This window comes from Streptomyces sp. NPDC048441, from assembly GCF_043200235.1.
GTDB lineage: Bacteria > Actinomycetota > Actinomycetes > Streptomycetales > Streptomycetaceae > Streptomyces.
Genome location: NZ_JBICXM010000002.1, coordinates 372,862 through 395,538, shown reverse-complemented (window position 1 = coordinate 395,538; position 22,677 = coordinate 372,862). Strand labels below are relative to the sequence as shown.

At 69.3% G+C, this 22,677-nt stretch carries 18 protein-coding genes; 6 read left to right on the top strand and 12 right to left on the bottom strand.

The annotated features are described in order from the left end of the window. Window positions 1-70: 70 nt before the first annotated feature. Entirely contained in the window at window positions 71-919 is an 849-nt protein-coding gene (locus ACGFSB_RS06030) for a PaaX family transcriptional regulator C-terminal domain-containing protein (RefSeq protein WP_393394729.1), read from the bottom strand. A gap of 108 nt (window positions 920-1,027) precedes the next feature. Here ACGFSB_RS06030 and ACGFSB_RS06025 point away from each other — a divergent pair, with 108 nt between their 5' ends. After that, window positions 1,028-2,248 carry an LLM class flavin-dependent oxidoreductase gene (locus ACGFSB_RS06025; RefSeq protein ID WP_393394726.1) on the top strand — a complete coding sequence of 407 codons (1,221 nt, stop codon included), beginning with the start codon at window positions 1,028-1,030 and terminating at the stop codon, window positions 2,246-2,248. Next, the gene (locus ACGFSB_RS06020; protein ID WP_393394723.1) at window positions 2,245-3,267 is read left to right on the top strand and encodes a zinc-binding dehydrogenase; all 1,023 of its coding nucleotides are present in this window, start codon (window positions 2,245-2,247) and stop codon (window positions 3,265-3,267) included. The genes ACGFSB_RS06025 and ACGFSB_RS06020 overlap by 4 nt, the downstream gene beginning before the upstream one ends. Before the next feature lie 60 nt (window positions 3,268-3,327). On the opposite strand, the gene pssA is transcribed toward ACGFSB_RS06020, so the two are convergent. From pssA to ACGFSB_RS05975, 9 genes are all read right to left on the bottom strand, one after another. After that, window positions 3,328-4,179 (bottom strand): CDP-diacylglycerol--serine O-phosphatidyltransferase, encoded by an 852-nt coding sequence (pssA, locus tag ACGFSB_RS06015; protein ID WP_393394721.1) that lies wholly within the window; start codon window positions 4,177-4,179, stop codon window positions 3,328-3,330. Continuing rightward, on the bottom strand, window positions 4,166-4,822 hold the full coding sequence (locus ACGFSB_RS06010; RefSeq protein ID WP_393394718.1) for a phosphatidylserine decarboxylase: 657 nt from the start codon (window positions 4,820-4,822) through the stop codon (window positions 4,166-4,168). Before ACGFSB_RS06010 ends, pssA begins: the two co-directional genes overlap by 14 nt. Before the next feature lie 171 nt (window positions 4,823-4,993). Continuing rightward, a complete protein-coding gene (locus ACGFSB_RS06005; RefSeq protein ID WP_344528704.1) occupies window positions 4,994-6,199 on the bottom strand; it encodes an acyl-CoA dehydrogenase family protein in 1,206 nt (401 codons plus the stop codon). 2 nt (window positions 6,200-6,201) lie between these two features. Next, window positions 6,202-6,729, bottom strand: coding sequence for a MaoC family dehydratase (locus ACGFSB_RS06000; protein WP_393394715.1), 528 nt, complete (start codon window positions 6,727-6,729; stop codon window positions 6,202-6,204). Window position 6,730: 1 nt separating this feature from the next. Further along, window positions 6,731-7,696, bottom strand: a complete 966-nt coding sequence (locus ACGFSB_RS05995) for an HpcH/HpaI aldolase/citrate lyase family protein (RefSeq protein WP_393394712.1) — start codon at window positions 7,694-7,696, stop codon at window positions 6,731-6,733. After that, the gene (locus ACGFSB_RS05990; RefSeq protein WP_393394709.1) at window positions 7,693-9,720 is read right to left on the bottom strand and encodes a methylmalonyl-CoA mutase family protein; all 2,028 of its coding nucleotides are present in this window, start codon (window positions 9,718-9,720) and stop codon (window positions 7,693-7,695) included. Before ACGFSB_RS05990 ends, ACGFSB_RS05995 begins: the two co-directional genes overlap by 4 nt. A gap of 16 nt (window positions 9,721-9,736) precedes the next feature. Beyond that, the gene (ccrA, locus tag ACGFSB_RS05985; RefSeq protein WP_393395774.1) at window positions 9,737-11,080 is read right to left on the bottom strand and encodes a crotonyl-CoA carboxylase/reductase; all 1,344 of its coding nucleotides are present in this window, start codon (window positions 11,078-11,080) and stop codon (window positions 9,737-9,739) included. 460 nt (window positions 11,081-11,540) lie between these two features. Continuing rightward, a complete protein-coding gene (locus ACGFSB_RS05980; RefSeq protein WP_393395772.1) occupies window positions 11,541-12,362 on the bottom strand; it encodes a TetR family transcriptional regulator in 822 nt (273 codons plus the stop codon). Window positions 12,363-12,468: 106 nt separating this feature from the next. Then, window positions 12,469-14,250 carry a 3-hydroxyacyl-CoA dehydrogenase family protein gene (locus ACGFSB_RS05975; RefSeq protein ID WP_393394706.1) on the bottom strand — a complete coding sequence of 594 codons (1,782 nt, stop codon included), beginning with the start codon at window positions 14,248-14,250 and terminating at the stop codon, window positions 12,469-12,471. Between the two features lie 355 nt (window positions 14,251-14,605). Between ACGFSB_RS05975 and ACGFSB_RS05970 the strand changes: the two genes are divergently transcribed. Beyond that, window positions 14,606-15,175, top strand: coding sequence for an adenylosuccinate lyase (locus tag ACGFSB_RS05970; protein ID WP_393394703.1), 570 nt, complete (start codon window positions 14,606-14,608; stop codon window positions 15,173-15,175). A gap of 21 nt (window positions 15,176-15,196) precedes the next feature. Here the strand turns inward: ACGFSB_RS05970 and ACGFSB_RS05965 are convergent, their stop codons facing one another. Continuing rightward, complete coding sequence (locus tag ACGFSB_RS05965) at window positions 15,197-15,589, bottom strand: RidA family protein (RefSeq protein WP_393394701.1); 393 nt, start codon at window positions 15,587-15,589, stop codon at window positions 15,197-15,199. A gap of 20 nt (window positions 15,590-15,609) precedes the next feature. Continuing rightward, window positions 15,610-16,653 carry an Rv2578c family radical SAM protein gene (locus ACGFSB_RS05960; RefSeq protein WP_393394698.1) on the bottom strand — a complete coding sequence of 348 codons (1,044 nt, stop codon included), beginning with the start codon at window positions 16,651-16,653 and terminating at the stop codon, window positions 15,610-15,612. Window positions 16,654-16,816: 163 nt separating this feature from the next. On the opposite strand from ACGFSB_RS05960, the gene ACGFSB_RS05955 reads away from it, so the two are divergent. From ACGFSB_RS05955 to ACGFSB_RS05945, 3 genes are all read left to right on the top strand, one after another. Next, the gene (locus ACGFSB_RS05955) at window positions 16,817-17,260 is read left to right on the top strand and encodes an SRPBCC family protein (protein ID WP_393394695.1); all 444 of its coding nucleotides are present in this window, start codon (window positions 16,817-16,819) and stop codon (window positions 17,258-17,260) included. 260 nt (window positions 17,261-17,520) lie between these two features. Further along, window positions 17,521-19,935: an MFS transporter gene (locus ACGFSB_RS05950; RefSeq protein ID WP_393394692.1), complete on the top strand. Its 2,415-nt coding sequence runs from the start codon at window positions 17,521-17,523 to the stop codon at window positions 19,933-19,935. A gap of 161 nt (window positions 19,936-20,096) precedes the next feature. Continuing rightward, on the top strand, window positions 20,097-22,565 hold the full coding sequence (locus tag ACGFSB_RS05945) for a SpoIIE family protein phosphatase (protein ID WP_393394690.1): 2,469 nt from the start codon (window positions 20,097-20,099) through the stop codon (window positions 22,563-22,565). The last annotated feature ends 112 nt before the right edge of the window (window positions 22,566-22,677 follow it).

The window sequence follows — 22,677 nt, the reverse complement described above, 5'->3', positions numbered from 1 at the left end:
CGGCCCTCCCGCAGGGGCGGGCGCGGCGGACCGTCAGCCGACGAGCACCGCCCCGCGCGGATCCGCCGCCTCACCCCCGCGGATCCGCCGCAAGCCGCTCCCAGCGCCGGTCCGCGGGCCCCCGCAGCGCGCGCCACGTGTCCACGAACAGTTCCGTCGCCGTGAATCCGGGCCAGTCCGGCGGCAGCAGAGCACCCGGCAGCCGGGGGTCCCGCTCGAACGTGCCTCGCCAGGCGTGGACGAGGCGGGTGCGCAGCACGAACGCCTCCCCGGCGGACAGGGGCGAGGCGGTGGCGGATCCCCCGAAGCGGGTGAGGAAGTCCTCGTGCGCGGCCCGCACCTCACCCAAGTCCCAGGCACGTCCGACCAGTTCGCTCTGCTCGGCCGCCGAATCCACGCGGCAGCGCAGCCAGCTCGCGTACCGGTCGAGCCCCTGCTCCCGCAGCAGGTCCCGCAGGGCCGCCACGCCTCCCGTGTCCGCCGCGATCCACACCCCCTGCCCCAGCGAGCCGAACCCCTCGAACGCCAACTGCTCCTCCACCAGCGCCCGGTCACGCCACGCCCCCGCCGGAGCCCTCAGCAGCAGCTGCCGCCACTCCCCGTGCCACGGCGTCTCGTCGACCGCCCGCTCGAGACGGTGCGTCCACGCCGTGAGCAGGGCGACAAGGCGCGGTTCGAGGACGAGCCGCGTCCACCGGCCCGCCGTCTCCGTACGCAGCCAGCCCTCCTGGACGAGGCGCGTCACCGCACGCCGGGTCGCCGCCTCGCCGACCCCGCAGTCGCCGAGCGCCCCGATGACGGCCCGCGACCAGACCCGCTCGTCCCCGGCGTAGCGGACGTACTCACCGAGCACGGTGAGCAGCAGCGTCCGCGCGCTGGGGGAGCCGTCCGCCCGGCGGCGGGTTCGTGGGGCCTCCAATGTCCTTTCCCCTCCCTGCTGTTGACCTCTTCAGCGTCCAGTTGTAGGACGTAAGAATGCTGTAGCCAGACTTTATGTCCAACGTCCGTCCCTGCGAAAGGCGTACGCGTGGCGCACCCTCAAGGCCCTCAAGGCCCCCAGGGCCCCCAAGGCCCTCAAGATCTCAGCAGCACCGGCCCCACCCGCTTCGGCACCTTCCTCGCCCCTTACCACGGCATCGACGGCAACCCCACCCTCCAGATCCGCCGCGACCTCGACCTCGTCCGCCACCTCGACACCCTCGGCTTCGACGAGGCATGGATCGGCGAACACCACTCCGCCGGCTACGAGACGATCGCATCGCCGGAGGTCTTCATCGCCGCCGCGGCCGAGCACACACGCCGGATCAGGCTCGGTACGGGCGTGAACTCCCTCCCGTACCACCACCCCCTCGTCCTCGCGGACCGCATACTCCAGCTCGACCACCAGACGATGGGGCGCGTGATGCTCGGCGCGGGTCCCGGCCAGCTCGCGTCGGACGCGTTCATGATGGGCATCGACCCGATGCGCCAGCGCGCCATGATGGCCGACGCGCTCGACGCCGTCGTGCGCCTCCTGCGCGGCGAGAGGGTCACCGCGCGCTCGGGCTTCTTCGAACTCATCGACGCACAGCTCCAGTTGCGTCCCTTCCGGCCGGAGGGTGTGGAGCTCGCCGTCGCCTCCACGGTCTCGCCGTCCGGCTCGGTCCAGGCGGGCCGGCACGGCATCGGGCTGCTCTCCCTCGCCGCCGCCGACCCACAGGGCCTGGCCGCGCTCAACAGCAACTGGGCCGCGTACGAGAAGTCCTGCGCCGAGCACGGTCACACCGCGGAGCGGCGTACCTGGCGGCTCGTCGTGCCGATGCACCTCGCGGAGAGCACCGCACAGGCGCGTGCGGAGGCCGAGTACGGGGTGCCGCATCTGGTCCGCTACATCGAAGGGCTTTCGGGCGCGACGATGCCGTGGGGGCGTACGGCATCGGACGCCGTCACGCAGTGGACGGGCGAGGGATTCCCGGTCTTCGGCGTCGCGACCATCGGCACCCCGGCCGACGCGATCGCCCGCATCGAGGCACTGGCACAGGCGTCGGGCGGCTTCGGCACCCTGCTGCTCCTCGATCTTCCCACCGGCACCCCCGAGGCCAAGCGGCGCAGCTATGAGCTCTTCGCCGAGTACGTGGTCCCGCACTTCACCGGGGCGAATCGCGGGCGCGTGGCGTCCATGGAGTGGGCGCATGCCAACAGTGAGCGCTTCGTCGGCGCGATGCGCGGTGCGGTCGAGGCGGCCATGGCCCAAGGGGGACCGCGATGAGGGCGGTGGTCCTGCGGGGCGGGCGCTTCGTCGAGGCGGAGGTCCCGGCGCCTCCGGAGCCCGGCCCCGGGCAGGTGCTCGCCGAGACCCTCGCCACCGGAATCTGCGGCTCCGACCTCTCGGCCGCCCGGCACACCGAGGACTTCCTGGCCGCGTCGCGCGACTCGGGCACGGAGGCCTTCCTCTTCGACCCGGACAGGGATCTGGTCATGGGCCACGAGCTGTGTGCGCGGGTGCTGAGCCCGGGGGAGTGGGAGGGGAAGGTGGTCGTGGGCCTCCCGTGGGCCCTGGACACCGCGGGGACGCTGCGCACGATCGGCTACTCCAGCACGTTCCCCGGTGGCTTCGGGGAACGCATGACGCTCCAGGCGGCGGCGCTCGTGGCGGTGCCCGACCATGTCCCGCCGACCGTCGCCGCCCTCACCGAGCCGCTCGCGGTCGGCTTCGGCAATGTGGCTCGCGCGGCGCCCGCCGCGGGCACGGGTGCGGTGGTCCTGGGCGCGGGGCCCATCGGCCTGGGCGCGGTGGCGGCGCTGGTGGAGCGGGGCGTCGCCCCCGTCGTCGTATCGGAGCCGTCGCCCCGGCGGAGGGGGCTCGCGGCGCGGTTCGGCGCGCACGTGGTGGTGGACCCCGGGGTGCGCGACCCCTTCGACGCCTGGCGCGAGGCGTCGTCCGCGGGGCAGGGGCTCACGGTCCTGGAGTGCTCGGGCCGTCCCGGCATGTTGAACTCGGTCCTGCATCGCGCCCCGCGCTCGACCACGGTGCTGCTGATCGGTGCGTGCATGACGGAGGACGTGTTCCGCCCCGTGGTCGGCATCTACAAGGACATCACGGTGACCATGTGCATGGCGTACCCGCCGGAGGAGTTCGCGCGTACGTTGCGCAGGATCGCCGAGGGGGCGGTGGACGCGGCTGCGTTGATCACCGGGGAGGTCGGCTTCGGTGAGATCGACGTGGCGTTCGCGATGCTGGCTGAACCGGACGAGCACGTGAAGGTCCTTGTGAGGCCGGGGCTTTAAGAAACCAAAAGGGGCCCGAACCAATTGGTTCGGGCCCCTGGAGGCAATGTGAGAGGAGGCTTACGGCAGCTGTGCTGCCCTGGCCTCACGCCGGTTGCCCCGGAAGTTGTTCACGCGGCGAGCCGTCGCGAAGAGCGGGATCACCGCGCCGAGCACCAGCTGCAGCGCGCAGCCGGTCTGCAGCAGCAGCTGCCCGCCGGGCGCCTCGAAGGCCCAGGCCGCGAGCAGCCCCATCGCCGCGACGATCCAGCCGAGCATCGCCACCGCGAGCGGGCCCCGCGGCTTGGGGTACTCGACCCGGCTGACCATGAGCCATGCCGTACCGATGATCGCGAGCAGCGTCGCCACGAAGGGCAGCTCGAGCAGCACGATCGAGACGACCGTCAGCGCCCCGAAGGGCGATGGCATCCCCTGGAAGGTGCCGTCCTTCACGGTCACGCACGAGAACCGCGCAAGCCGCAGCACCACCGCCAACAGCACCACGATGCCGCCGACCGCGGCGACCCGCTGATGCGCGTCGTCCGCGACCATGCCGTAGACCAGGACGAAGTACGCGGGGGCCAGACCGAAGCTGATCAGGTCCGAGAGGTTGTCGAGCTCGGCGCCCATCGGCGAGGAGCGCAGCTTGCGCGCCACGAGCCCGTCGAAGAGGTCGAAGACGGCCGCGCAGAGCATCAGGATCACGGCGGTCGCGGCGGAGTGCCGCGCCATGCCGCTTTCGTTGCTGCCCTGAAGGTGCGGGATGAGGATGCCCGTGGTGGTGAAGTACACCGCCATGAACCCGCACGTGGCGTTACCGAGCGTGAGGGTGTCCGCTATCGAGAGGCGGAGTGACAGCGGCATCTCCTCGTCCGCGTCCTCCTCGGCCTCGGGCACCCAGCCTGCCTGTGTCTCAGGATCAACCACGGTCAATTCGAGTCACCCCAGCCACGGTCTTCTGACCGACCTCGACGTCCACTTCGACACCCTCGGGGAGGTAGATGTCGACACGGGACCCGAAGCGGATCAGGCCGATCCGTTCGCCCTGCTCCACCTTCGTGCCCTGCGGCACGTAAGGAACGATGCGCCGCGCGACCGCGCCCGCGATCTGGATCATCTCGATGTCGCCGAGCTCGGTGTCGAAGTGCCAGACAACGCGTTCGTTGTTCTCGCTCTCCTTGTTGAACGCCGGGACGAACCCACCGGGGATGTGCTCCACGGACGTCACCGTGCCCGCGAGGGGCGCGCGGTTGACGTGGACGTTCAGCGGGCTCATGAAGATCGCGACGCGCGTGCGTCCGTCCTTCCACGGCATGATGCTCTGCACCACACCGTCGGCCGGCGAGATGACCCGGCCCTGGGCGATGTCGCGCTCGGGGTCGCGGAAGAACCACAGCATGCCCGCCGCCAGGGCGGTGGCTGGCACGGCGACAATCGCGGCGCCCTTGGAGCGGCGCGCGCGGACGAGGCTGAGCGCCGCGGTGGCGACAGTCGGCAGGAGCCACGGCGATGCTCCGCGCGCAAGGCGTACGCCAGCGAGGCTGTCGCGTGGTGCAGAGGTTTGGCTGTGGGGCATGGATGACCTTCGTAGCGGATGAATGCCGCGCGGTTAACGGGGGACGGCGGCTTTTTCCGGATGGTATCGGTTGCGAGCCACAACTGGGCAAGCCAGGAAGTCGAGTCGACGGCCGAAGAGTGTTGACAGGGTGTGATCTTCTTCTCGAAGAAAACACCCCAAATCGGGCATCTAACCCTGGAGTCGATACTCTTCGAGCAGTCGGCGTCCAATGATCATTTTCTGGATCTCGGCGGTACCTTCGCCGATCAGCAGCATCGGAGCCTCACGGTACAGGCGCTCGATCTCGTACTCCTTCGAGAAGCCATAACCGCCATGAATCCGGAACGCGTCCTCTACGACTTCTTTGCAGTACTCGGACGCGAGGTACTTCGCCATCCCTGCTTCGAGGTCGTTTCGTTCCCCGGAGTCCTTTTTGCGTGCTGCATTCACCATCATCGCATGGGCGGCCTCGACCTTGGTAGCCATCTCCGCCAGCTTGAACTGAATCGCCTGGTGCTGAGCGATCGCCTTGCCAAAAGTGTGACGTTGCTGGGCATACGAGACACCGAGCTCAAATGCACGCTGCGCGACCCCGCAGCCACGCGCCGCGACATTCACGCGGCCGACTTCGACGCCGTCCATCATTTGGTAAAAACCGCGTCCGGTGGTCCCGCCGAGCACGCGATTGGCCGGAATTCGCAGCCCGTCCATGATGAGTTCGGTCGTGTCGACGCCCTTGTAACCCATCTTGTCGATCTTGCCGGGGATGGTGAGTCCGGGCCGGACCTCTCCGAAGCCGGGCTCCTTCTCGACGAGGAAGGTCGTCATCGACTTGTGGGGCGCGGTGCCCTCGGGGTGTCCTTCGTCACTTCGGCACAGAACGGCCACCAGCGTGGACGTACCGCCGTTGGTCAGCCACATCTTCTGACCGTTCAGGACGTACTCGTCGCCGTCCTTGACGCCCTTGGACGTGATCGCCGACACGTCGGAGCCGAGCGCGGGCTCCGACATGGAGAACGCGCCGCGCACCTCGCCGGCCGCCATGCGCGGCAGGAAGGTGTCCTTCTGCTCCTGCGTCCCGTGCTGCTTGAGCATGTAGGCGACGATGAAGTGGGTGTTGATGATGCCGGATACCGACATCCAGCCACGCGCTATCTCCTCGACACACAGGGCGTAGGTGAGCAGCGACTCGCCCAGACCGCCGTACTCCTCCGGGATCATGAGCCCGAAGAGGCCCAACTCCTTGAGGCCGTCGACGATCTGCTGCGGGTACTCGTCACGGTGCTCGAGCTCCGTGGCGACCGGAATGATCTCCTTGTCGACGAAGTCCCGGACGGTGGACAGGATCTCCCGCTGGATGTCGGTGAGGCCTGCGGTCTGCGCGAGTCGGCTCATGGCTACTTCTCCTGCGTCTTCTTGGGAATGTCGAGGAGCTCCGGGCGGCCGGGCTGCTCGCCGCCGCGCTCCTTGATGTACGTCTCGGTGGGGACCATCACCTTGCGGCGGAACACGCAGACCAGCGTGGAGTCCTGCTTGTAGCCCTTGGTCTCCACGTAGACGATCCCGCGGTCCGACTTGGACTTCGACGGCGTCTTGTCCAGGACCGTGGTCTCGCCGTAGATCGTGTCGCCGTGGAAGGTCGGCGCGACGTGCTTGAGCGACTCGACCTCCAGGTTGGCGATCGCCTTGCCCGAGACGTCCGGCACGGACATGCCCAGAAGCAGCGAGTAGATGTAATTGCCCACGACGACGTTCTTACCGAAGTCGGTCGTCTTCTCCGCATAGTTGCTGTCCATGTGGAGGGGGTGGTGGTTCATCGTCAGGAGACAGAAGAGGTGGTCGTCGTACTCCGTGACCGTCTTTCCGGGCCAGTGCTTGTAGACGTCCCCGACGGTGAACTCTTCGTAGGTGCGGCCGAACTGCATCTCAAGCCTCCGGGATCTCAAACTTGGAGGTACGGTTCATGCCCGCGGCGCGCCCCTTGCCCGAGATGACGAGCGCCATCTTGCGGCTGGCCTCGTCGATCATCTCGTCGCCGAGCATCGCGGAGCCCTTCTTGCCGCCCGCCTCGGAGGTGCAGTAGTCGTACGCGTCGAGGATCAGCTCGGCGTGGTCGAAGTCCTCCTGGGAGGGCGAGAAGACCTCGTTGGCGGCGTCGACCTGGCCGGGGTGCAGGACCCACTTGCCGTCGAAGCCGAGCGCGGCGGCGCGGTTCGCGACCTCGCGGTAGCCGTCGACGTTCTTGATCTGGAGGTAGGGGCCGTCGATCGCCTGGAGGTTGTTGGCGCGCGCTGCCATCAGGATCTTCATCAGGATGAAGTGGTAGGCGTCGGCCGGGTAGCCGGGCGGCTGCTCGCCGACGACCAGGGACTTCATGTTGATCGATGCCATGAAGTCGGCCGGGCCGAAGATGATCGTCTCGACGCGCGGGGACGCCTGCGCGATCGCGTTGACGTTGTTCAGGCCCTGCGCGTTCTCGATCTGCGCCTCGATGCCGATCTTGCCGACCTCGAAGCCCATCGTCTTCTCGATCTGCGTGAGCAGGAAGTCGAGCGCGACGACCTGGTCGGCGCTCTGCACCTTCGGCAGCATGATGCAGTCGAGGTTCTGGCCCGCGCCCTCGACGACCGTGACGACGTCGCGGTACGTCCACTCGGTCGTCCAGTCGTTGACGCGCACGACCCGCGTCTTGCCCGTCCAGTCGCCCTCGTTGAGGAACTTGACGATCGTGTGCCTGGCCTCCGGCTTGGCCAGCGGCGCGCAGGCGTCCTCCAGGTCGAGGAAGACCTGGTCGGCGGGGAGGCCCTGGGCCTTCTCCAGGAAGCGCGGGTTCGAACCTGGGACCGCGAGACACGAGCGTCGCGGGCGGAGACGATTGATGGGCGCGGTCATGCGGGGACCTCCAGAGGGTCGAGCTTGTTCGCTTTCCGGATCTCGTCGACGATACGGCCGATGATCTCGGTGATGCCGAAGTCCTTGGGGGTGAACACGGCGGCCACACCCGCCGCCTTCAGGTCCTCGGCGTCGCTGTTGGGAATGATGCCGCCCGCGATCACGGGGATGTCGGGTGCGCCCGCCTCGCGCAGGCGCACGAGCACGTCGGGCACGAGCTGCGCGTGCGAGCCGGAGAGGATCGACAGACCCACGGCGTGTACGTCCTCGGCGAGCGCGGCGGCGACGATCTCCTCGGGCGTGAGCCTGATGCCCTGGTAGACCACCTCGAAACCGGCGTCACGCGCGCGCACCGCGATCTGCTCGGCCCCGTTGGAGTGCCCGTCGAGGCCCGGCTTGCCGACCAGGAAGCGCAGCTTGCCGGTGCCGAGGTCGGCGGCGGTCTTGGCGACCTTGTCGCGGACGAGGGCGAGCGGCGTGCCCGCCTCCGCGGTAACGGTCACGGGTGCGCTTGAGACGCCCGTGGGCGCCCGGAACTCCCCGAAGACCTCCCGCAGGGCGCCGGACCACTCCCCGGTCGTCACACCGGCGCGTGCGCACTCCAGGGTGGCCTCCATGAGGTTGCCCGAGCCCGCGGCGACCTCCTTCAGCTTCTCCAGGGCCTTGCAGGGGCGCGGGTGGTTGAACGGCGGCTGGTAGCGGGTGTCGCGCCAGTGCTTCAGCGCGTTCACGACGCGGTTCTCGACCGCGGGGTCGACCGTCATGATCGCGGTGTCGAGGTCGGCGGTGAGCGGGTTCGGCTCCGTCGACGCGTAGGCGTTGACGCCGACGATCTTCTCCTCGCCCGACTCGATGCGCGCCCTGCGCTCGGCATGGGAGGAGACCAGCTGGGACTTCAGGTAGCCGGACTCGACGGCGGCCATCGCGCCGCCCATCTGCTCGATACGGTCGATCTCGGCGAGCGACTCCTCGACGAGGGACTCGACCTTGGCCTCGATGACGTGCGAGCCCTCGAAGATGTCCTCGTACTCGAGGAGATCGCTCTCCAGGGCGAGCACCTGCTGGATGCGCAGCGACCACTGCTGGTCCCACGGCCGGGGCAGGCCCAACGCCTCGTTCCAGGCGGGCAGCTGCACGGCACGCGCGCGTGCGTCCTTGGAGAGCGTGACGGCCAGCATCTCCAGGACGATGCGCTGGACGTTGTTCTCGGGCTGCGCCTCGGTCAGGCCGAGGGAATTGACCTGCACGCCGTAGCGGAAACGGCGCTGCTTGGGGTTGGTGATGCCGTACCGCTCGCGCGTGATGCGGTCCCATATGCGCCCGAAGGCGCGCATCTTGCACATCTCCTCGACGAAGCGGACGCCCGCGTTCACGAAGAAGGAGATACGGGCGACCACGTCACCGAACTTCTCTTCCGGCACCTGGCCGGAATCGCGTACGGCGTCGAGGACGGCGACCGCGGTGGACATCGCGTACGCGATCTCCTGCACCGGAGTGGCCCCGGCCTCCTGCAAGTGGTAACTGCAGATGTTGATGGGGTTCCACTTGGGGATGTGCGCCACCGTGTACGTGATCATGTCGGTGGTGAGACGGAGGGAGGGCACCGGCGGGAAGACGTGCGTCCCGCGCGAGAGGTACTCCTTGACGATGTCGTTCTGCGTCGTCCCCTGGAGCTGCGTGATGTCCACGCCCTGCTCCTCCGCCACCACCTGATAGAGCGCCAGGAGCCACATGGCCGTGGCATTGATCGTCATCGAGGTGTTCATCTGGTCCAGGGGGATGTCCTGGAACAGGCGCCGCATGTCGCCGACGTGCGAGACGGGGACCCCGACCCGGCCGACCTCGCCGCGGGCGAGGATGTGGTCAGGGTCGTAGCCGGTCTGCGTGGGCAGGTCGAACGCGACCGAGAGGCCTGTCTGACCCTTGGCGAGGTTGCGCCGGTACAGCTCGTTGGACGCCTCGGCCGTGCTGTGACCGGCGTAGGTCCGCATGAGCCACGGCCGGTCCTTCTGACGCTCTGTCATGTACGAACCCCAGCCCTCAGATGTTCCGGAAGCGGTTGATCGCGTCGACGTGCTGGGCACGCATCTCCGGGTCGCGCACGCCCAGGCCCTCCTGGGGCGCGAGGGCGAGGACGCCGACCTTGCCCTGGTGGAGGTTGCGATGCACGTCGTAGGCGGCCTGGCCGGTCTCTTCGAGGGAGTAGACGCGGGAGAGGGTGGGGTGGATCTTGCCCTTGGCGACGAGGCGGTTGGCCTCCCAGGACTCGCGGTAGTTGGCGAAGTGCGAGCCCACGATCTTCTTCAGGGACATCCACAGGTAGCGGTTGTCGTACTCGTGGGTGTATCCCGAGGTCGAGGCGCAGGTGACGATGGTGCCGCCCTTGCGCGTGACGTACACCGAGGCGCCGAAGGTCTCGCGGCCCGGGTGCTCGAAGACGATGTCCACGTCCTCGCCGCCGGTCAGCTCGCGGATGCGCTTGCCGAAGCGCTTCCACTCCTTGGGGTCCTGGGTGTGCTCGTCCTTCCAGAACTTGTAGCCCTCCGCGTTGCGGTCGATGATCGCTTCGGCGCCCATCGCGCGGCAGATGTCCGCCTTCTGCTCGCTGGAGACGACACAGATGGGGTTGGCGCCGCCGGCCAGGGCGAACTGCGTCGCGTACGAGCCGAGCCCGCCGCTCGCGCCCCAGATCAGGACGTTGTCGCCCTGCTTCATCCCGGCGCCGTTGCGTGACACCAGCTGGCGGTAGGCGGTGGAGTTCACCAGGCCGGGGGCCGCCGCCTCTTCCCAGCTCAGGTGGTCGGGCTTCGGCATGAGCTGGTTGGACTTGACCAGGGCGATCTCGGCGAGGCCGCCGAAGTTCGTCTCGAAGCCCCAGATGCGCTGCTCGGGGTCGAGCATCGTGTCGTTGTGGCCGTCCGAGGACTCCAGCTCGACGCTCAGACAGTGCGCGACGACCTCGTCGCCCGGGTTCCAGGCGTTCACGCCGGGTCCGGTGCGCAGGACGACGCCCGCGAGGTCGGAGCCGATGACGTGGTACGGCAGGTCGTGGCGCTTGGTGAGCTCGCTCAGGCGGCCGTAGCGCTCGAGGAAGCTGAAGGTGGACACCGGCTCGAAGATCGAGGTCCACACGGAGTTGTAGTTGACCGAGGAGGCCATCACGGCCACCAGCGCCTCGCCCGGACCGAGTTCGGGCACCGGCACGTCGTCCAGGTGCAGCGACTTGCGGGGGTCCTTGTCGCGGGTCTCGAGCCCGGCGAACATCTCCGCCTCGTCCTTGTGCACGGTGATCGCGCGGTACGAGTCGGGCAGGGGGAGAGCGGCGAAGTCGGCGGACGTGGTGTCCGGCGACTGGATCGCGTCCAGGATTTCCTTCACGGTGATGCCTCCGGCGAAGTGCGGGCCCCTTCTGAGGGGAGCACGCTCTTGAGGGTTACGTCGGGTGCTGCTGGTGCAGGTGGTGGAGGGTGTGCCGTCGGTTCGGCGGAGGGTGTAGCTCGGCAGCGCTGGGTGTGGCGCGGGAGGTTGCCTGTGACGCAGGCGTCCGGGCGCACGAGCCGTGGCTTGTGGGGACAGCCGGCGTACGGAAGTTCTCTGCACGCCGGCCGCCCGGACAACATCAACGTATGACACCGCGTGCCAGTGAGCAAGACACTGAGTGCCATCAATTTTTGATGGATGATCGATCAGTGCAGGTCAGAGGGTGTGACGGTACGCCAGAGGGGGCGCTACTCGTGAGTAGCGCCCCCTCAAAAGCCCAGGACAAAAAGGTGGAGAACGGGATCTATGACTCCGTCTATGACTCCGTCTATGACTCCGTCTATGACTCCGTCTATGACTCCGTCTATGACTCCCGCAGCGCCTTCTCGATCGTCCGCATGATCTCGTCCAGCGGTGCGTCCGTCCGGGCCACCGTGACCAGGACATCGCCCCCGGTGCTCACCGATGCCGCCGGAGCGGTGGTCGTGTCACGCCCTGCCCCGATGCCTGAACCGAACGTCCTGCGGACGATGGCGAAGGCATGGTCCAGCTGGGTCTCCACGTCGCCCTGACCGCCCGCACGGAGCCAGCGCCGCAGGACGTGGTTGTGGGCCGTCACCACCGCCGACGCGGCGACCTCCGCGAGCAGCGGGTCGTCGTTGCCGTCGTGGTGCGCCTGCTCGTCGAAGTGGCCGAGCAGGTAACGCGTGAAGAGCCGCTCATAGCGGGCCACCGAGGCGATCTCCCGCTCGCGCAGCGTGGGAACCTCGCGCGTCAGGCGGTACCGCTCGACGGACACCGCGGGCGATGCCGCGTACATCTTCATGACTTCCTTGATGCCACGGCACACCGTGTCCAGCGGGTGCTCGTGCGGCGGCGCCGCGTTCAGGACCGCCTCCGCCCGGATCAGCGTGTCGTCGTGGTCCGGGAAGATCGCCTCTTCCTTGGAGCGGAAGTGCCGGAAGAAGGTCCGCCGTGCGACCCCGGCCCGCGCCGCGATCTCGTCGACCGTCGTCGCCTCGTACCCCTTGGAAGCGAAGAGCTCCATCGCCGCGGCGGCCAGCTCCCGGCGCATCTTGAGCCGTTGGGCGGCGGCGCGGCTGCCCGCCGCGCTCTCCGGAGCGTCGGGCGTAGCGGGCGTACGTGTGGACTTGGCGGCCTTGGGCATGACCCGAACGTACTGCATATGCGCAGCCGATTGCTCCTGCGGGACAGGGCCGCCCGACGGTTCGAGCAGCCCGCCCCAGTCCGTGTGCGCATCGTCGCCCGGTGCGCCCGCGTCCGTGCCCGGCTTAGCGTCGGGCATATTCGCGGAAGCCGCGGCCGGTCTTGCGGCCGAGGCAGCCCGCGGCCACCAGGTGTTCGAGCAGGGGAGCGGGGGCGAGGCCCGGGTCGCGGAACTCGCGGTGCAGGACCTTCTCGATGGCGAGCGAGACGTCCAGGCCGACGACGTCCAGGAGCTCGAAGGGGCCCATGGGGTAGCCGCCGCCGAGCTTCATCGCGGCGTCGATGTCGTCGAGCGTCGCGTAGTGCTCCTGGACCATCTTGATCGCGTTGTTGAGGTACGGGAACAGGAGCGCGTTCACGATGAAGCCCGCGCGGTCGCCGCAGTCCACCGGGTGCTTCTTGATCGTCGTGCAGACCTGGCGGACCGTCGCATGCACGTCGTCGTCCGTGAGGACCGTGCGGACCACCTCGACGAGCTTCATCGCCGGGGCCGGGTTGAAGAAGTGCATACCGATCACGTCACCGGGACGCGAGGTGGCACGGGCGCAGGCCACGACCGGCAGCGACGAGGTGGTGGTCGCCAGGATCGCGCCCGGCTTGCAGACCTTGTCGAACGTCGCGAACAGCTGCTGCTTGATCTCCAGGTCCTCGGCGACCGCCTCGAGCGCCAGATCGACGTCGGCGAACGCCTCGTACGTACCGGCCGGAGTGATCCGGTCAAGCGTCTTGGCCGCGGTCTCCGCCGTCATCCGCCCCTTGTCGACAGAGCGCGAAAGCGACTTGCCGATACGGGACTTGGCCTTCTGAGCCTTCTCCTCGCTGCGCGCGGCGAGCACCACGTCGTACCCGGCCTTGGCGAAGACCTCTGCGATGCCGGACGCCATGGTCCCCGACCCGGCGACGCCGACCGAGCGGACGGTGCGCCCGCCTGCCTGCCGTGCGCCCTCCAGCGGGGTCAGCGCGTCGCGCACCACCTCCGCGCTGCCCGGCTGCTCGTACGAGTAGAAGCCGCGCCCCGACTTGCGTCCTGTCAGGCCCGCCTCGCTGAGCTGCTTGAGGATCGGCGCGGGGGCGTGCAGGCGGTCGTGCGACTCGGAGTACATCGCGTCGAGGACGGTGCGGGCGGTGTCGACGCCGATCAGGTCGAGCAGGGCGAGGGGCCCCATCGGGAGGCCGCAGCCCAGCTTCATCGCGGCGTCGATGTCCTCGCGGGACGCGTACTTCGCCTCGTACATGGCCGCGGCCTGGTTGAGGTAGCCGAAGAGCAGGCCGTCGGCGACGAATCCGGGCCGGTCGCCGACCGCGACGGGCTCCTTGCCGAGCGCGTACGCCAGGTCGGTGACGGAGGCGACGGCCGCGGGCGCGGTCAGCACGGACGACACCACCTCGACCAGCTTCATCGCCGGGGCCGGGTTGAAGAAGTGCAGGCCGAGCACCCGCTCGGGGCGCTGCGACTCGGCAGCGAGACGGGTCACGGACAGGGCGTTCGTGCCGGTCGCGATGATCGTCTCGGGACGCACGACGCCGTCGAGCTCGCGGATGATCTGCTGCTTGATCTCGTACGACTCCGGGGCGACCTCGATCACCAGGTCGGCGTCGGCCGCTGCCTGGAGGTCGGTGAAGGTGCGGACGCGGGCGAGGGTGCCCTGCCGCTCGTCCTCTGTGAGGTGCTCACGGAGCACCTCACGGGCGGTCGACGCCTCGATGGCGGCGACGGCCTGCCGGACCGCGGCCTCGCTGATGTCGATGCCGATGACCTCGCGTCCCGCGCGGGCCAGGACCTCGGCGATGCCGGTGCCCATCGTGCCGAGACCGATCACGGCGACAGTGTTCAGGGGAGTGTCCATGCGTGGACTCCAGGAAGAGAGTGACGACTGAGGGGTGCACGCAGGCGCGTCGATGGAGGCGCGGTGTACAGCGTCGTACGGGAGATGAGGCGAGCTGCGTGTCGTGACCGGGCGGCTGAGCGCACACGCCCGTGAAGAGTCGACCGGCTCTGTCCCGGAGCCACGTCGCACTGGATGGAGCTGAGGTACGTGAAGTACCGAACCGACAAGCACTCACAACGGCTGCGTCACCAGGCCGCCATGAGTTGGGGAACTGCTACGAGGAGTGTGCCCCGCTCACATGAGACTAACCGGCGAGTAACGAGCGCGCCAGTCCCCAGGGTTTGTGATCTACAACGCGGATAGGCTCCCCGTCATGGACGTGGAGTTGCGGACGGTGACGGAACGCTTACGCCGTGAGGCGGGAGTCTCACAGACCTACGAGAGGCTGGTCACGACCGGCGACCGGGAAGAACTCGCGGAAGTGCTCGCGGCGGCGGGCCAGCCGCTGTGGGCACGGGAGTTGGCCGCGGTCCGGCTCGGTGCCGCCGGGGACAACCGCGCCTTCGAGTCCCTGGTGCTTCTCCTCAACCACCGGGACCCCTCGCGCTGCGCGGCAGCCGCGTACGCCCTGGCCCGGCTCGGCGATCCGCGTACGGCGCGGGCGGCCGCGGCCCTGGCCACCAACGAACTGCGCGTCGCCTACGCGCTGCACCCGGTGCGGCTGCTCACCGAACTGCGCGCCCCCGAGTCGGCGCCCGCCCTGATCACCACGCTGGGGCGCAGGCTCGCCCCGCACGATCCCTTCGGGAAGATCGCACTCGCGTGCGTGGAGGGCCTCGGGGCGCTGGGCGACCCGCGGGCCAGGCCCGTCCTGACGCGGGCCTGCGGCTATCCGCGGCTCGCGGCGGCGGCGTCCGCGGCCCTTGCCCGGCTGCCGGAATAGCGCGTCGCCGGCAACGGTGGCTCACAGTACGGCGTACGCCTCTATCTCCATCAGGAACTGCGGCGAGACGAGACCGGCGACCTGTACGGCGGAGGATGCCGGGAGCCGTGCCGGGTCCATGTGGGCGTCCCGAGCGGCCCGGATCGCGGGCATGTGCGCCATGTCCGTGACGTAGTACGTCAGCTTCACCACGTCGTCGAAGCCGCCGCCCGCGGCCAGCAGGCAGCGCCGCAGATTGTCGAAGACCTGCCGCGCCTGAGCGGCCGGATCGTCCTCGCCGACCAGCTTTCCGTCCTGGTCCAGGGCGAGTTGCCCGGAGATCGCGACGAAGCGGCCCGTGCCCATGACGACGTGGGTGTACGCCGTGGCGGGGAAGACGCCTGCGGGGGCGTTGATGTGGGTCAGTCGGCTCATCCGTCCATCCTGGACCATGCTCAGAGCAGGGTGAGCTGCGTGCCGCCGGGTGAGGCGGGTGCGGCTTCCGTCTCCTGAGGTACGCGGACGCGGCGGGCGGCGCCCGCACGTGCGGGGCCGATGCCGAACTCCTCGGCCAGCTCGTGCACTTGCCGGGTGATCCGGCGCTGGTACCACTTCGGGGCATAGGCGCCTTCCGCGTACAGCCGCTCGTAGCGCCGCACGAGGTAGGGATGGTGCTGCTTCAGCCATTCCATGAACCACTCGCGCGCTCCGGGCCGCAGATGCAGCACGAGCGGCGTGACGGAGGTGGCTCCCGATGCGGCGATGGCCCGTACGGTCGCCCGCAGTTGTTCGGGCCTGTCCCCGAGGAACGGGATCACCGGTGCCATGAGGACCCCGCACTCGATGCCATGCTCGGTCAGCGTCCTGACGACGTCGAGCCGCCGCTCCGGGGCGGGCGTGCCCGGCTCGACGGTGCGCCACAGTTCCTGGTCGACGAAGCCGACGGACACGGAGACCCCGACGTCGGTGACGGCGGCGGCCTGCCGCAGCAGATCGAGATCGCGCAGGATCAGCGTGCCCTTCGTAAGGATGGAGAACGGGTTCGCGTGATCGCGCAGGGCGGCGATGATCCCGGGCATCAGGCCGTACCGCCCCTCGGCGCGCTGATAGCAGTCCACGTTCGTGCCCATGGCTATGTGGTCGCCGTGCCAGCGGTGCGAGGCGAGCTGGCGGCGCAGCAGATCGGGCGCGTTGACCTTGACCACGATCTGGCTGTCGAAGCCGAGCCCCGTGTCGAGGTCCAGATAGCTGTGCGTCTTGCGGGCGAAACAGTAGACGCACGCGTGCGTGCATCCCCGGTAGGGATTCACCGTCCATTCGAAGGGCATCCGGGAGGCTCCCGGTACGCGGTTCACGATCGTTCTGGCCCGGATCTCGTGGAAGGTGATCCCACGGAACTCGGGTGTGTCGAAGGTCCGGGTGGTGACCGCGTCCGCGCCGAACAGCGCGGCATCCGTGGCACCCCGTGACGGCCCGTCGGCGAGGTTCTCCCAGCGCATGACGCCTCCTCGGTAGCACTGACCACAGAATAGAACACATGTTCCCTTGATCGTGCGACCCGGTATGTGGCGTTGCTCGGCGACCCCGATTTGGGGGGCTGGTACGCAGGGTGGTTGGCTTTCGGCGAACCCCCCCGATTCACCGAATGCTGGAGGAAGTGCCATGGCGCAGGTCGAGGCGACCACGGAGCGGATCATCGCGGCGCGGCCGGAGGACGTCTTCGACGCGCTTGCCGACTACGAAGGCACGCGCCCGAAGATCCTGTCGGAGCACTTCAGTGAGTTCGAGGTGCGCGAGGGCGGGGACGGCGAGGGAACGCTCGTCCACTGGAAGCTCCAGGCGACCAGCAAGCGGATCCGCGACTGCCTGCTCGAGGTGAGCGAGCCGACCGATGGCCAGCTCGTCGAGAAGGACCGCAACTCCACCATGGTCACCACCTGGACCGTGACCCCCGCCGGGGAGGGCAAGGCGCGCGTGGTCGTCTCCAGCGCGTGGAACGGCGCTAGCGGGATCGGCGGCTTCTTCGAGCGGACCTTCGCTCCCAAGGGGCTCGGGCGGATCTACGACGAGGTGCTCGGCAAGCTCGCCGGCGAGGTCGAGAAGTAATCCGGCGAGGGCGGGAAGCGGTCCGGAGAGGGCGGGAAGTAATCTCGCGCCACCGCTCCGGTCAACTCCTGTAGCCCATCAGGGTTGTTCTCACGCTCACCGTTTCGAGTGGTTTTCCGTTCGGGCCAGTTGTACGCCGTAGGGCTCCCACCGGCGCTTACGTCTGCCGGGCCCCACGTAGGTGCGACTCGTCGCGCTTGCTCGCAGTTGTCGCGTAATGCGAGAAATGTGCGGCGCAGGCGCGACGAGGGGAGCAGGACGTGGGCGGGACGACGACGCTGGTGAAGGGCGCCGAGCGGGGGGAGTTGGAGGCGGCACCGCCGTCTCCGGACACCGAGGAGGCCCCACCGCCTCGGGAGTACGTCTCCGCGGTGGAAGGGCTCAGCCCCGCACGCGTCCGGATGGTCTTCGTCGGGCTCATGCTCGCCCTGCTGCTCGCCGCGCTCGAGCAGATGATCGTCGCCACCGCGCTTCCGAAGATCGTCGGTGAACTGCACGGTCTGGACAGGATGTCCTGGGCGATCACCGCCTATCTGCTCACCTCCACGGTCGGGCTGCCCATCTACGGCAAGCTCGGCGACCTCTTCGGGCGCAAGGGCGTCTTCCAGTTCGCGATTCTCATCTTCATCATCGGCTCGGCGCTCGCCGGCTGGTCGCGGACCATGGACCAGCTCATCGCCTTCCGCGCCATTCAGGGCATCGGTGCGGGCGGCCTCATGATCGGCGTGCAGGCGATCATCGCGGACATCGTGCCGCCCCGGGAGCGCGGCCGCTACATGGGCCTGATCGGCGCCGCGTTCGGCCTCGCCTCGGTCGCGGGGCCGCTGCTCGGCGGGTTCTTCACCGACCATGTGACCTGGCGCTGGTGCTTCTACTTCAATGTGCCGTTCGGCCTGGTCACCCTCGCCGTCGTCAGCTTCGTACTGAAGCTGCCCAAGCCCATCGCGAAGCCCCGACTCGACATCATCGGGGCCCTGTTGCTCGCCTCGGCCTCCACCTGCCTTGTGCTCCTGACCAGTTGGGGCGGCACCGAGTACGAGTGGGGCTCGCGCGTCATCCTGGGTCTTGCGGCCGGGTCCTTCGCCTCGGTCGTGCTCTTCGTCGTCGCCGAGCACTTCGCAGCAGAACCGATCATTCCGCTGCGCCTGTTCCGTGATTCGGTCTTCAACATCACCGCTCTAGTAGGCATGGTCGTCGGAATCGCCCTCTTCGGAGCGGCCAGCTATCTGCCGACCTTCCTGCAGATGGTCGACGGCGCGAGCGCCACCGAGTCCGGACTGCTCATGCTGCCGATGATGGGCGGCGTCGTCGGCGCCTCGATCCTCTCCGGGCAGCTCATCAGCCACACGGGCCGCTACAAGATCTATCCGGTCATCGGCGGCGTCCTGTCCACCATCGGCATGTGGCTGCTCTCGCGGCTCGAAGTCGATACGCCGCGGCTGCACTACAGCATCTGGATGGCCGTGCTCGGCACAGGTGTCGGTCTCATCATGCCGGTGCTCATCCTCGCCGTGCAGAACGCGGTACGCCCCGCCGACCTCGGCACGGCCACCAGCGCCAACACCTACTTCCGGCAGATCGGCGGCAGCGTCGGGGCCGCGATCTTCGGCACCCTCTTCGCCGACCGGCTCGCGGACTCGCTCGCCGACCGCATCCCGGCCGGGGCAGGTATTCCCGACTCCGAGGCCATCACCCCGCAGTTGGTGCACGCGATGCCCGCCGCGCTGCGCGAGGGCTACATCCAGGCGTACGCCGACGCGATGCCGCGGATCTTCCTCTATCTGGTGCCGGTGCTCGCCCTCGGCATGTTGATCACGTTCTTCCTCAAGGAGACACCCCTGTTGTCCAGCCCCACGTCCCAGGACGCCCCCACGGCCGAGCCCACGCCCATCCCGCAGGCCCGCATCCCGCACGCCGCCGGTGTGCCCGTCTGCGGCACCGTCCAGCACCCGGACGGCACCGTGGTGCCCCGCGCCGCCCTGACCCTCATCGACGTCGGGGGACGGCAGATCGGCCGCGGCGCGAGCGGCGACGACGGGCGTTACGCGCTCTCCACGCCGGGTTCGGGCTCGTTCGTCCTGATCGCCGCCGCGGGAGGCCATCAGCCGCAGGCGGTCACTGTCACCGTCGGGGAGCGCCCCGTGGAGCTCGACGTGGTGCTCGGGGGCGCCGGGCGGCTGGCGGGATGCGTGGTCACCGCCGACGGAACTCCGGTCAGGGACGCCGCGGTGACCCTGACCGACGTACGCGGCGAGGTCGTCGCCACCGCCCGCAGCGGACGCGAAGGCGGCTATGTCATCACGGAGCTGGTGGCGGGCGAGTACACCCTCGCCGCCAGCGCCCCCGCCTTCCGCCCCGCGGCCCTGCCCGTCACCGTGCAGGCATCGCGCGAGACCCGCCAGGACGTGGAGCTCGCGGGCGGTGCCGTCCTGCGCGGGACCGTGCGGGCCAGCGGCGGGCGGCCCGTGGAGGACGCGCGCGTGACGCTGCTCGACGCGGCGGGCAATGTCGTGGACACCCTCACGACCAGGGAGGACGGCACCTTCCGGTTCATCGACCTGTCGTCCGGCGAGTACACGGTCATCGCCGCGGGCTACCCGCCGGTGGCGACCGTGCTCCAGGTCGCGGGCGGGGGGCGTACGGAGCGGGATCTCCAGCTGGGGCACGAGGACTAGGACCGGACCAGGCGGCGTCCTCGGGGGTGGAGGAGAAATACCCGCCGGAGGCGCCCCCGTGCGCCCCAATTCCCCGATTGGGCCGCACGGCAACCTGTGCCGGTCGTACGGTGGTTGGGGCGGCGCAGGTCTTCGTGTTGCCGCCGGAAGGAGCGTTGGCCATGGATCGAGGCACCACGGGCGGGCCAGTGCCGCAGAGTGCCGTGGCCGGCCGGATCCCGCTCGCCGTGGTCGTCATCGACGGCGCGGGTCTCGTCTCGCACTGGAGCACCGGCGCGCGGAAGCTGTTCGGGTACTCCAGGGAGGACGCCGTCGGAAGCCCGGCGGGCGACCTGCTCCCGGTGTCCGGCGCGATCCCCGAGGACCCTGACTTCGGGGTGTACGACGGCCTGGGCCCCGACCTGGAGACCTCCCTCGACGGACGCATCCCCTACCGGTCCGCCGGGCGGGCACGGCTCGCCGGGCCCGGCCGGGACGGCAGCCGCGTGGACGTCCTGTGGTGGGCGTATCCGCTCATCGGACCCGGACCGGAGCGGCTGCTCGTGCTCGCGGCGGATGCCGAGCGGCTCGTCGACGAGGATGACCACGAGCCTGGCCAAGACGGCCGCGAGTCGGACCAGGACAGCCGCGAGCCGGGCCAAGTGGAGCGCATAGCGCCCGGATTCGCCCTGCACACGGACTTCCCCGGAGCGGACGAGCTCGCCCGCCGGCTGCCCGAGATCCTGCCCAGCATGAGCGTGGGCGAGAGCTCCCGCATCGTGGCGCAGATCCTCGAACTCGGCTATCCCGTCCTGGAGTTCAGCAAGCACGACCGGGTGCCCGTCACCCCGGACTGGGGCGTGGCCCGGCGCGCCGAACGCAAGGCGCGCAGGCTGCGCACCGAGCGGGCCGCCGCCGAGGGCATCGCGCCGGAGCCCGGCGCCGCCGACGAGAGCGAGGACCTCGAGTACGCGGCGGTGCGCGAGCACCTGGAGTTCCTGAACGAGGTCAGCGGGCGCATCGGCTCCTCCCTCGACCTCTCGCAGACGATCCTCGAGGTCAGCCGGGCCGTGGTGCCGCGGTTCACGGACGTCGCGGGCACCTACCTGCGCGAACAGGTCGTCGCGGGCGAGGGCTTCCCCGAAGGACCGCCGGACGAGACCACGATGTGGCACCGGGTCGCCCTGGAGCACACGGACGAGCCGGGCCGCTGGGACGACGTCGTCCCCGTCGGCGAGTCCATGCCGTTCCCGTCGCACACGCCGTTCTTCCAGTGCATGACCTCCGGAGATCCGGTCCTCGTACCGCGCATCACCGAGGAGATGGGCAACGCGATCGCCTCGCAGTTCGAGAAGCGCGACATCCGCCCGCTCATCAACCACCGCTCCATGCTCGTCGTACCGCTCAAGGCCCGCAATGTGGTGCTCGGGTTCATGATCCTGCTGCGCCACCGGGAGCGGCCCGTCTTCAACGACATGGACCGCGTCACCGGCGCCGAACTGGCCGCCCGTGCGGGCCTCGTGCTCGACAACGCCCGCATGTACACGTACCAGGAGAGCGTCGCCGACACCCTCCAGGACAGTATGCTGCCGCACATCGAGCCCCGCATGACCGGCTGCGACATCGCGACCCGCTATCTGCCGGGCATGCTCCTCGGGCGGGTCGGCGGCGACTGGTTCGACTCCGTGAAGCTGCCCGGATCACGCACGGCACTCGTCGTCGGCGACGTGATGGGGCACGGCCTCAACTCGGCCGCGATGATGGGCCAGTTGCGTACGGCAGTGCAGACCATGGCCGCCCTCGACCTGCCGCCCGAGCAACTCCTGCGCAATTTGGACGACTTGGCGCAGCGGCTCGGCGAGCACTATCTCGCGACGTGCTTGTACGCGGTCTACGACCCCATCGCGGGCGAGCTGCGCCTCGGCAACGCGGGTCACATCCCGCCCGTCCTGGTCCGCGCCGACGACGGCCGCAGCGAACTCCTCGAACTGCCCACGGGAGCGCCCATCGGCGTCGGAGGCGTGCCCTTCGAGGCGGTGACCGTGCGCGTGGCACCCGGCGACCGGCTCCTGATGTGCACCGACGGCCTCGTCGAGGTGCGCGGCGAGGACATCGGCGTCGGCCTCGCCACGCTCACCGAGACCGCGGCACACCCGGCGGCCTCCATGGACGACGCCTGCGACACCATCATCCGGGCGCTCAACACCCGCGGCGGACGCAAGGACGATGTGGCACTCCTGATGGCCCGTCTGAACGGCGTCGCGGACGAGGACGTCGCGAGCTGGCGGCTCGCGCTCGACCCGAGCGAGGTGAGCAGGGCGCGCGAGCTGGTGCGCGGCCAACTGCGCGTCTGGTCAAGCGATTCCGCCTTGTCCGAGACCGCCGAACTCCTGGTCAGCGAGCTCGTCACCAACGCCGTACGGCACTCGAACGGCCGACGCGTCGAACTCCGCCTGGTCCGCTCCGGGGCCACCCTGATGTGCGAGGTCGAGGACGACGACCACACGCTCCCCACGCTGCTGAGCGCGGGCCCCGGCGACGAGTTCGGGCGCGGCCTCCGGGTCGTCAGCGTGCTCGCCAAGGAGTGGGGGACCAGCCGTACGAACTCCGGCAAGACCGTGTGGTTCGAGCTGTCACCGCCGCGTAGGTGAAGGCCCCGGGTGCGCGCTGGGGCGCGAGCTCGGTGGGGCGCGTGCTCGGTGGGAACGTATCGAATACGCGGTGAATGCTTGCCCCGATGACTTGTCCGCGCACCCTGGGCGC

Excerpts from the sequence above, each read along its gene's own strand:
- ACGFSB_RS05975 (WP_393394706.1), bottom strand. The coding sequence starts at position 14,250 with ATGGACACTCCCCTGAACACTGTCGCCGTGATCGGTCTCGGCACGATG.
- ACGFSB_RS05980 (WP_393395772.1), bottom strand. The coding sequence starts at position 12,362 with ATGCAGTACGTTCGGGTCATGCCCAAGGCCGCCAAGTCCACACGTACG.
- ACGFSB_RS06000 (WP_393394715.1), bottom strand. The coding sequence starts at position 6,729 with ATGCAGTTCGGCCGCACCTACGAAGAGTTCACCGTCGGGGACGTCTAC.
- ACGFSB_RS05965 (WP_393394701.1), bottom strand. The coding sequence starts at position 15,589 with ATGAGCCGACTGACCCACATCAACGCCCCCGCAGGCGTCTTCCCCGCC.
- ACGFSB_RS06020 (WP_393394723.1), top strand. The coding sequence starts at position 2,245 with ATGAGGGCGGTGGTCCTGCGGGGCGGGCGCTTCGTCGAGGCGGAGGTC.
- ACGFSB_RS06005 (WP_344528704.1), bottom strand. The coding sequence starts at position 6,199 with ATGAGCCGACTCGCGCAGACCGCAGGCCTCACCGACATCCAGCGGGAG.
- ACGFSB_RS05955 (WP_393394695.1), top strand. The coding sequence starts at position 16,817 with ATGGCGCAGGTCGAGGCGACCACGGAGCGGATCATCGCGGCGCGGCCG.
- ACGFSB_RS05995 (WP_393394712.1), bottom strand. The coding sequence starts at position 7,696 with ATGACCGCGCCCATCAATCGTCTCCGCCCGCGACGCTCGTGTCTCGCG.
- ACGFSB_RS05960 (WP_393394698.1), bottom strand. The coding sequence starts at position 16,653 with ATGCGCTGGGAGAACCTCGCCGACGGGCCGTCACGGGGTGCCACGGAT.
- ACGFSB_RS05990 (WP_393394709.1), bottom strand. The coding sequence starts at position 9,720 with ATGACAGAGCGTCAGAAGGACCGGCCGTGGCTCATGCGGACCTACGCC.
- ACGFSB_RS06010 (WP_393394718.1), bottom strand. The coding sequence starts at position 4,822 with ATGCCCCACAGCCAAACCTCTGCACCACGCGACAGCCTCGCTGGCGTA.
- ACGFSB_RS05970 (WP_393394703.1), top strand. The coding sequence starts at position 14,606 with ATGGACGTGGAGTTGCGGACGGTGACGGAACGCTTACGCCGTGAGGCG.
- ACGFSB_RS05945 (WP_393394690.1), top strand. The coding sequence starts at position 20,097 with ATGGATCGAGGCACCACGGGCGGGCCAGTGCCGCAGAGTGCCGTGGCC.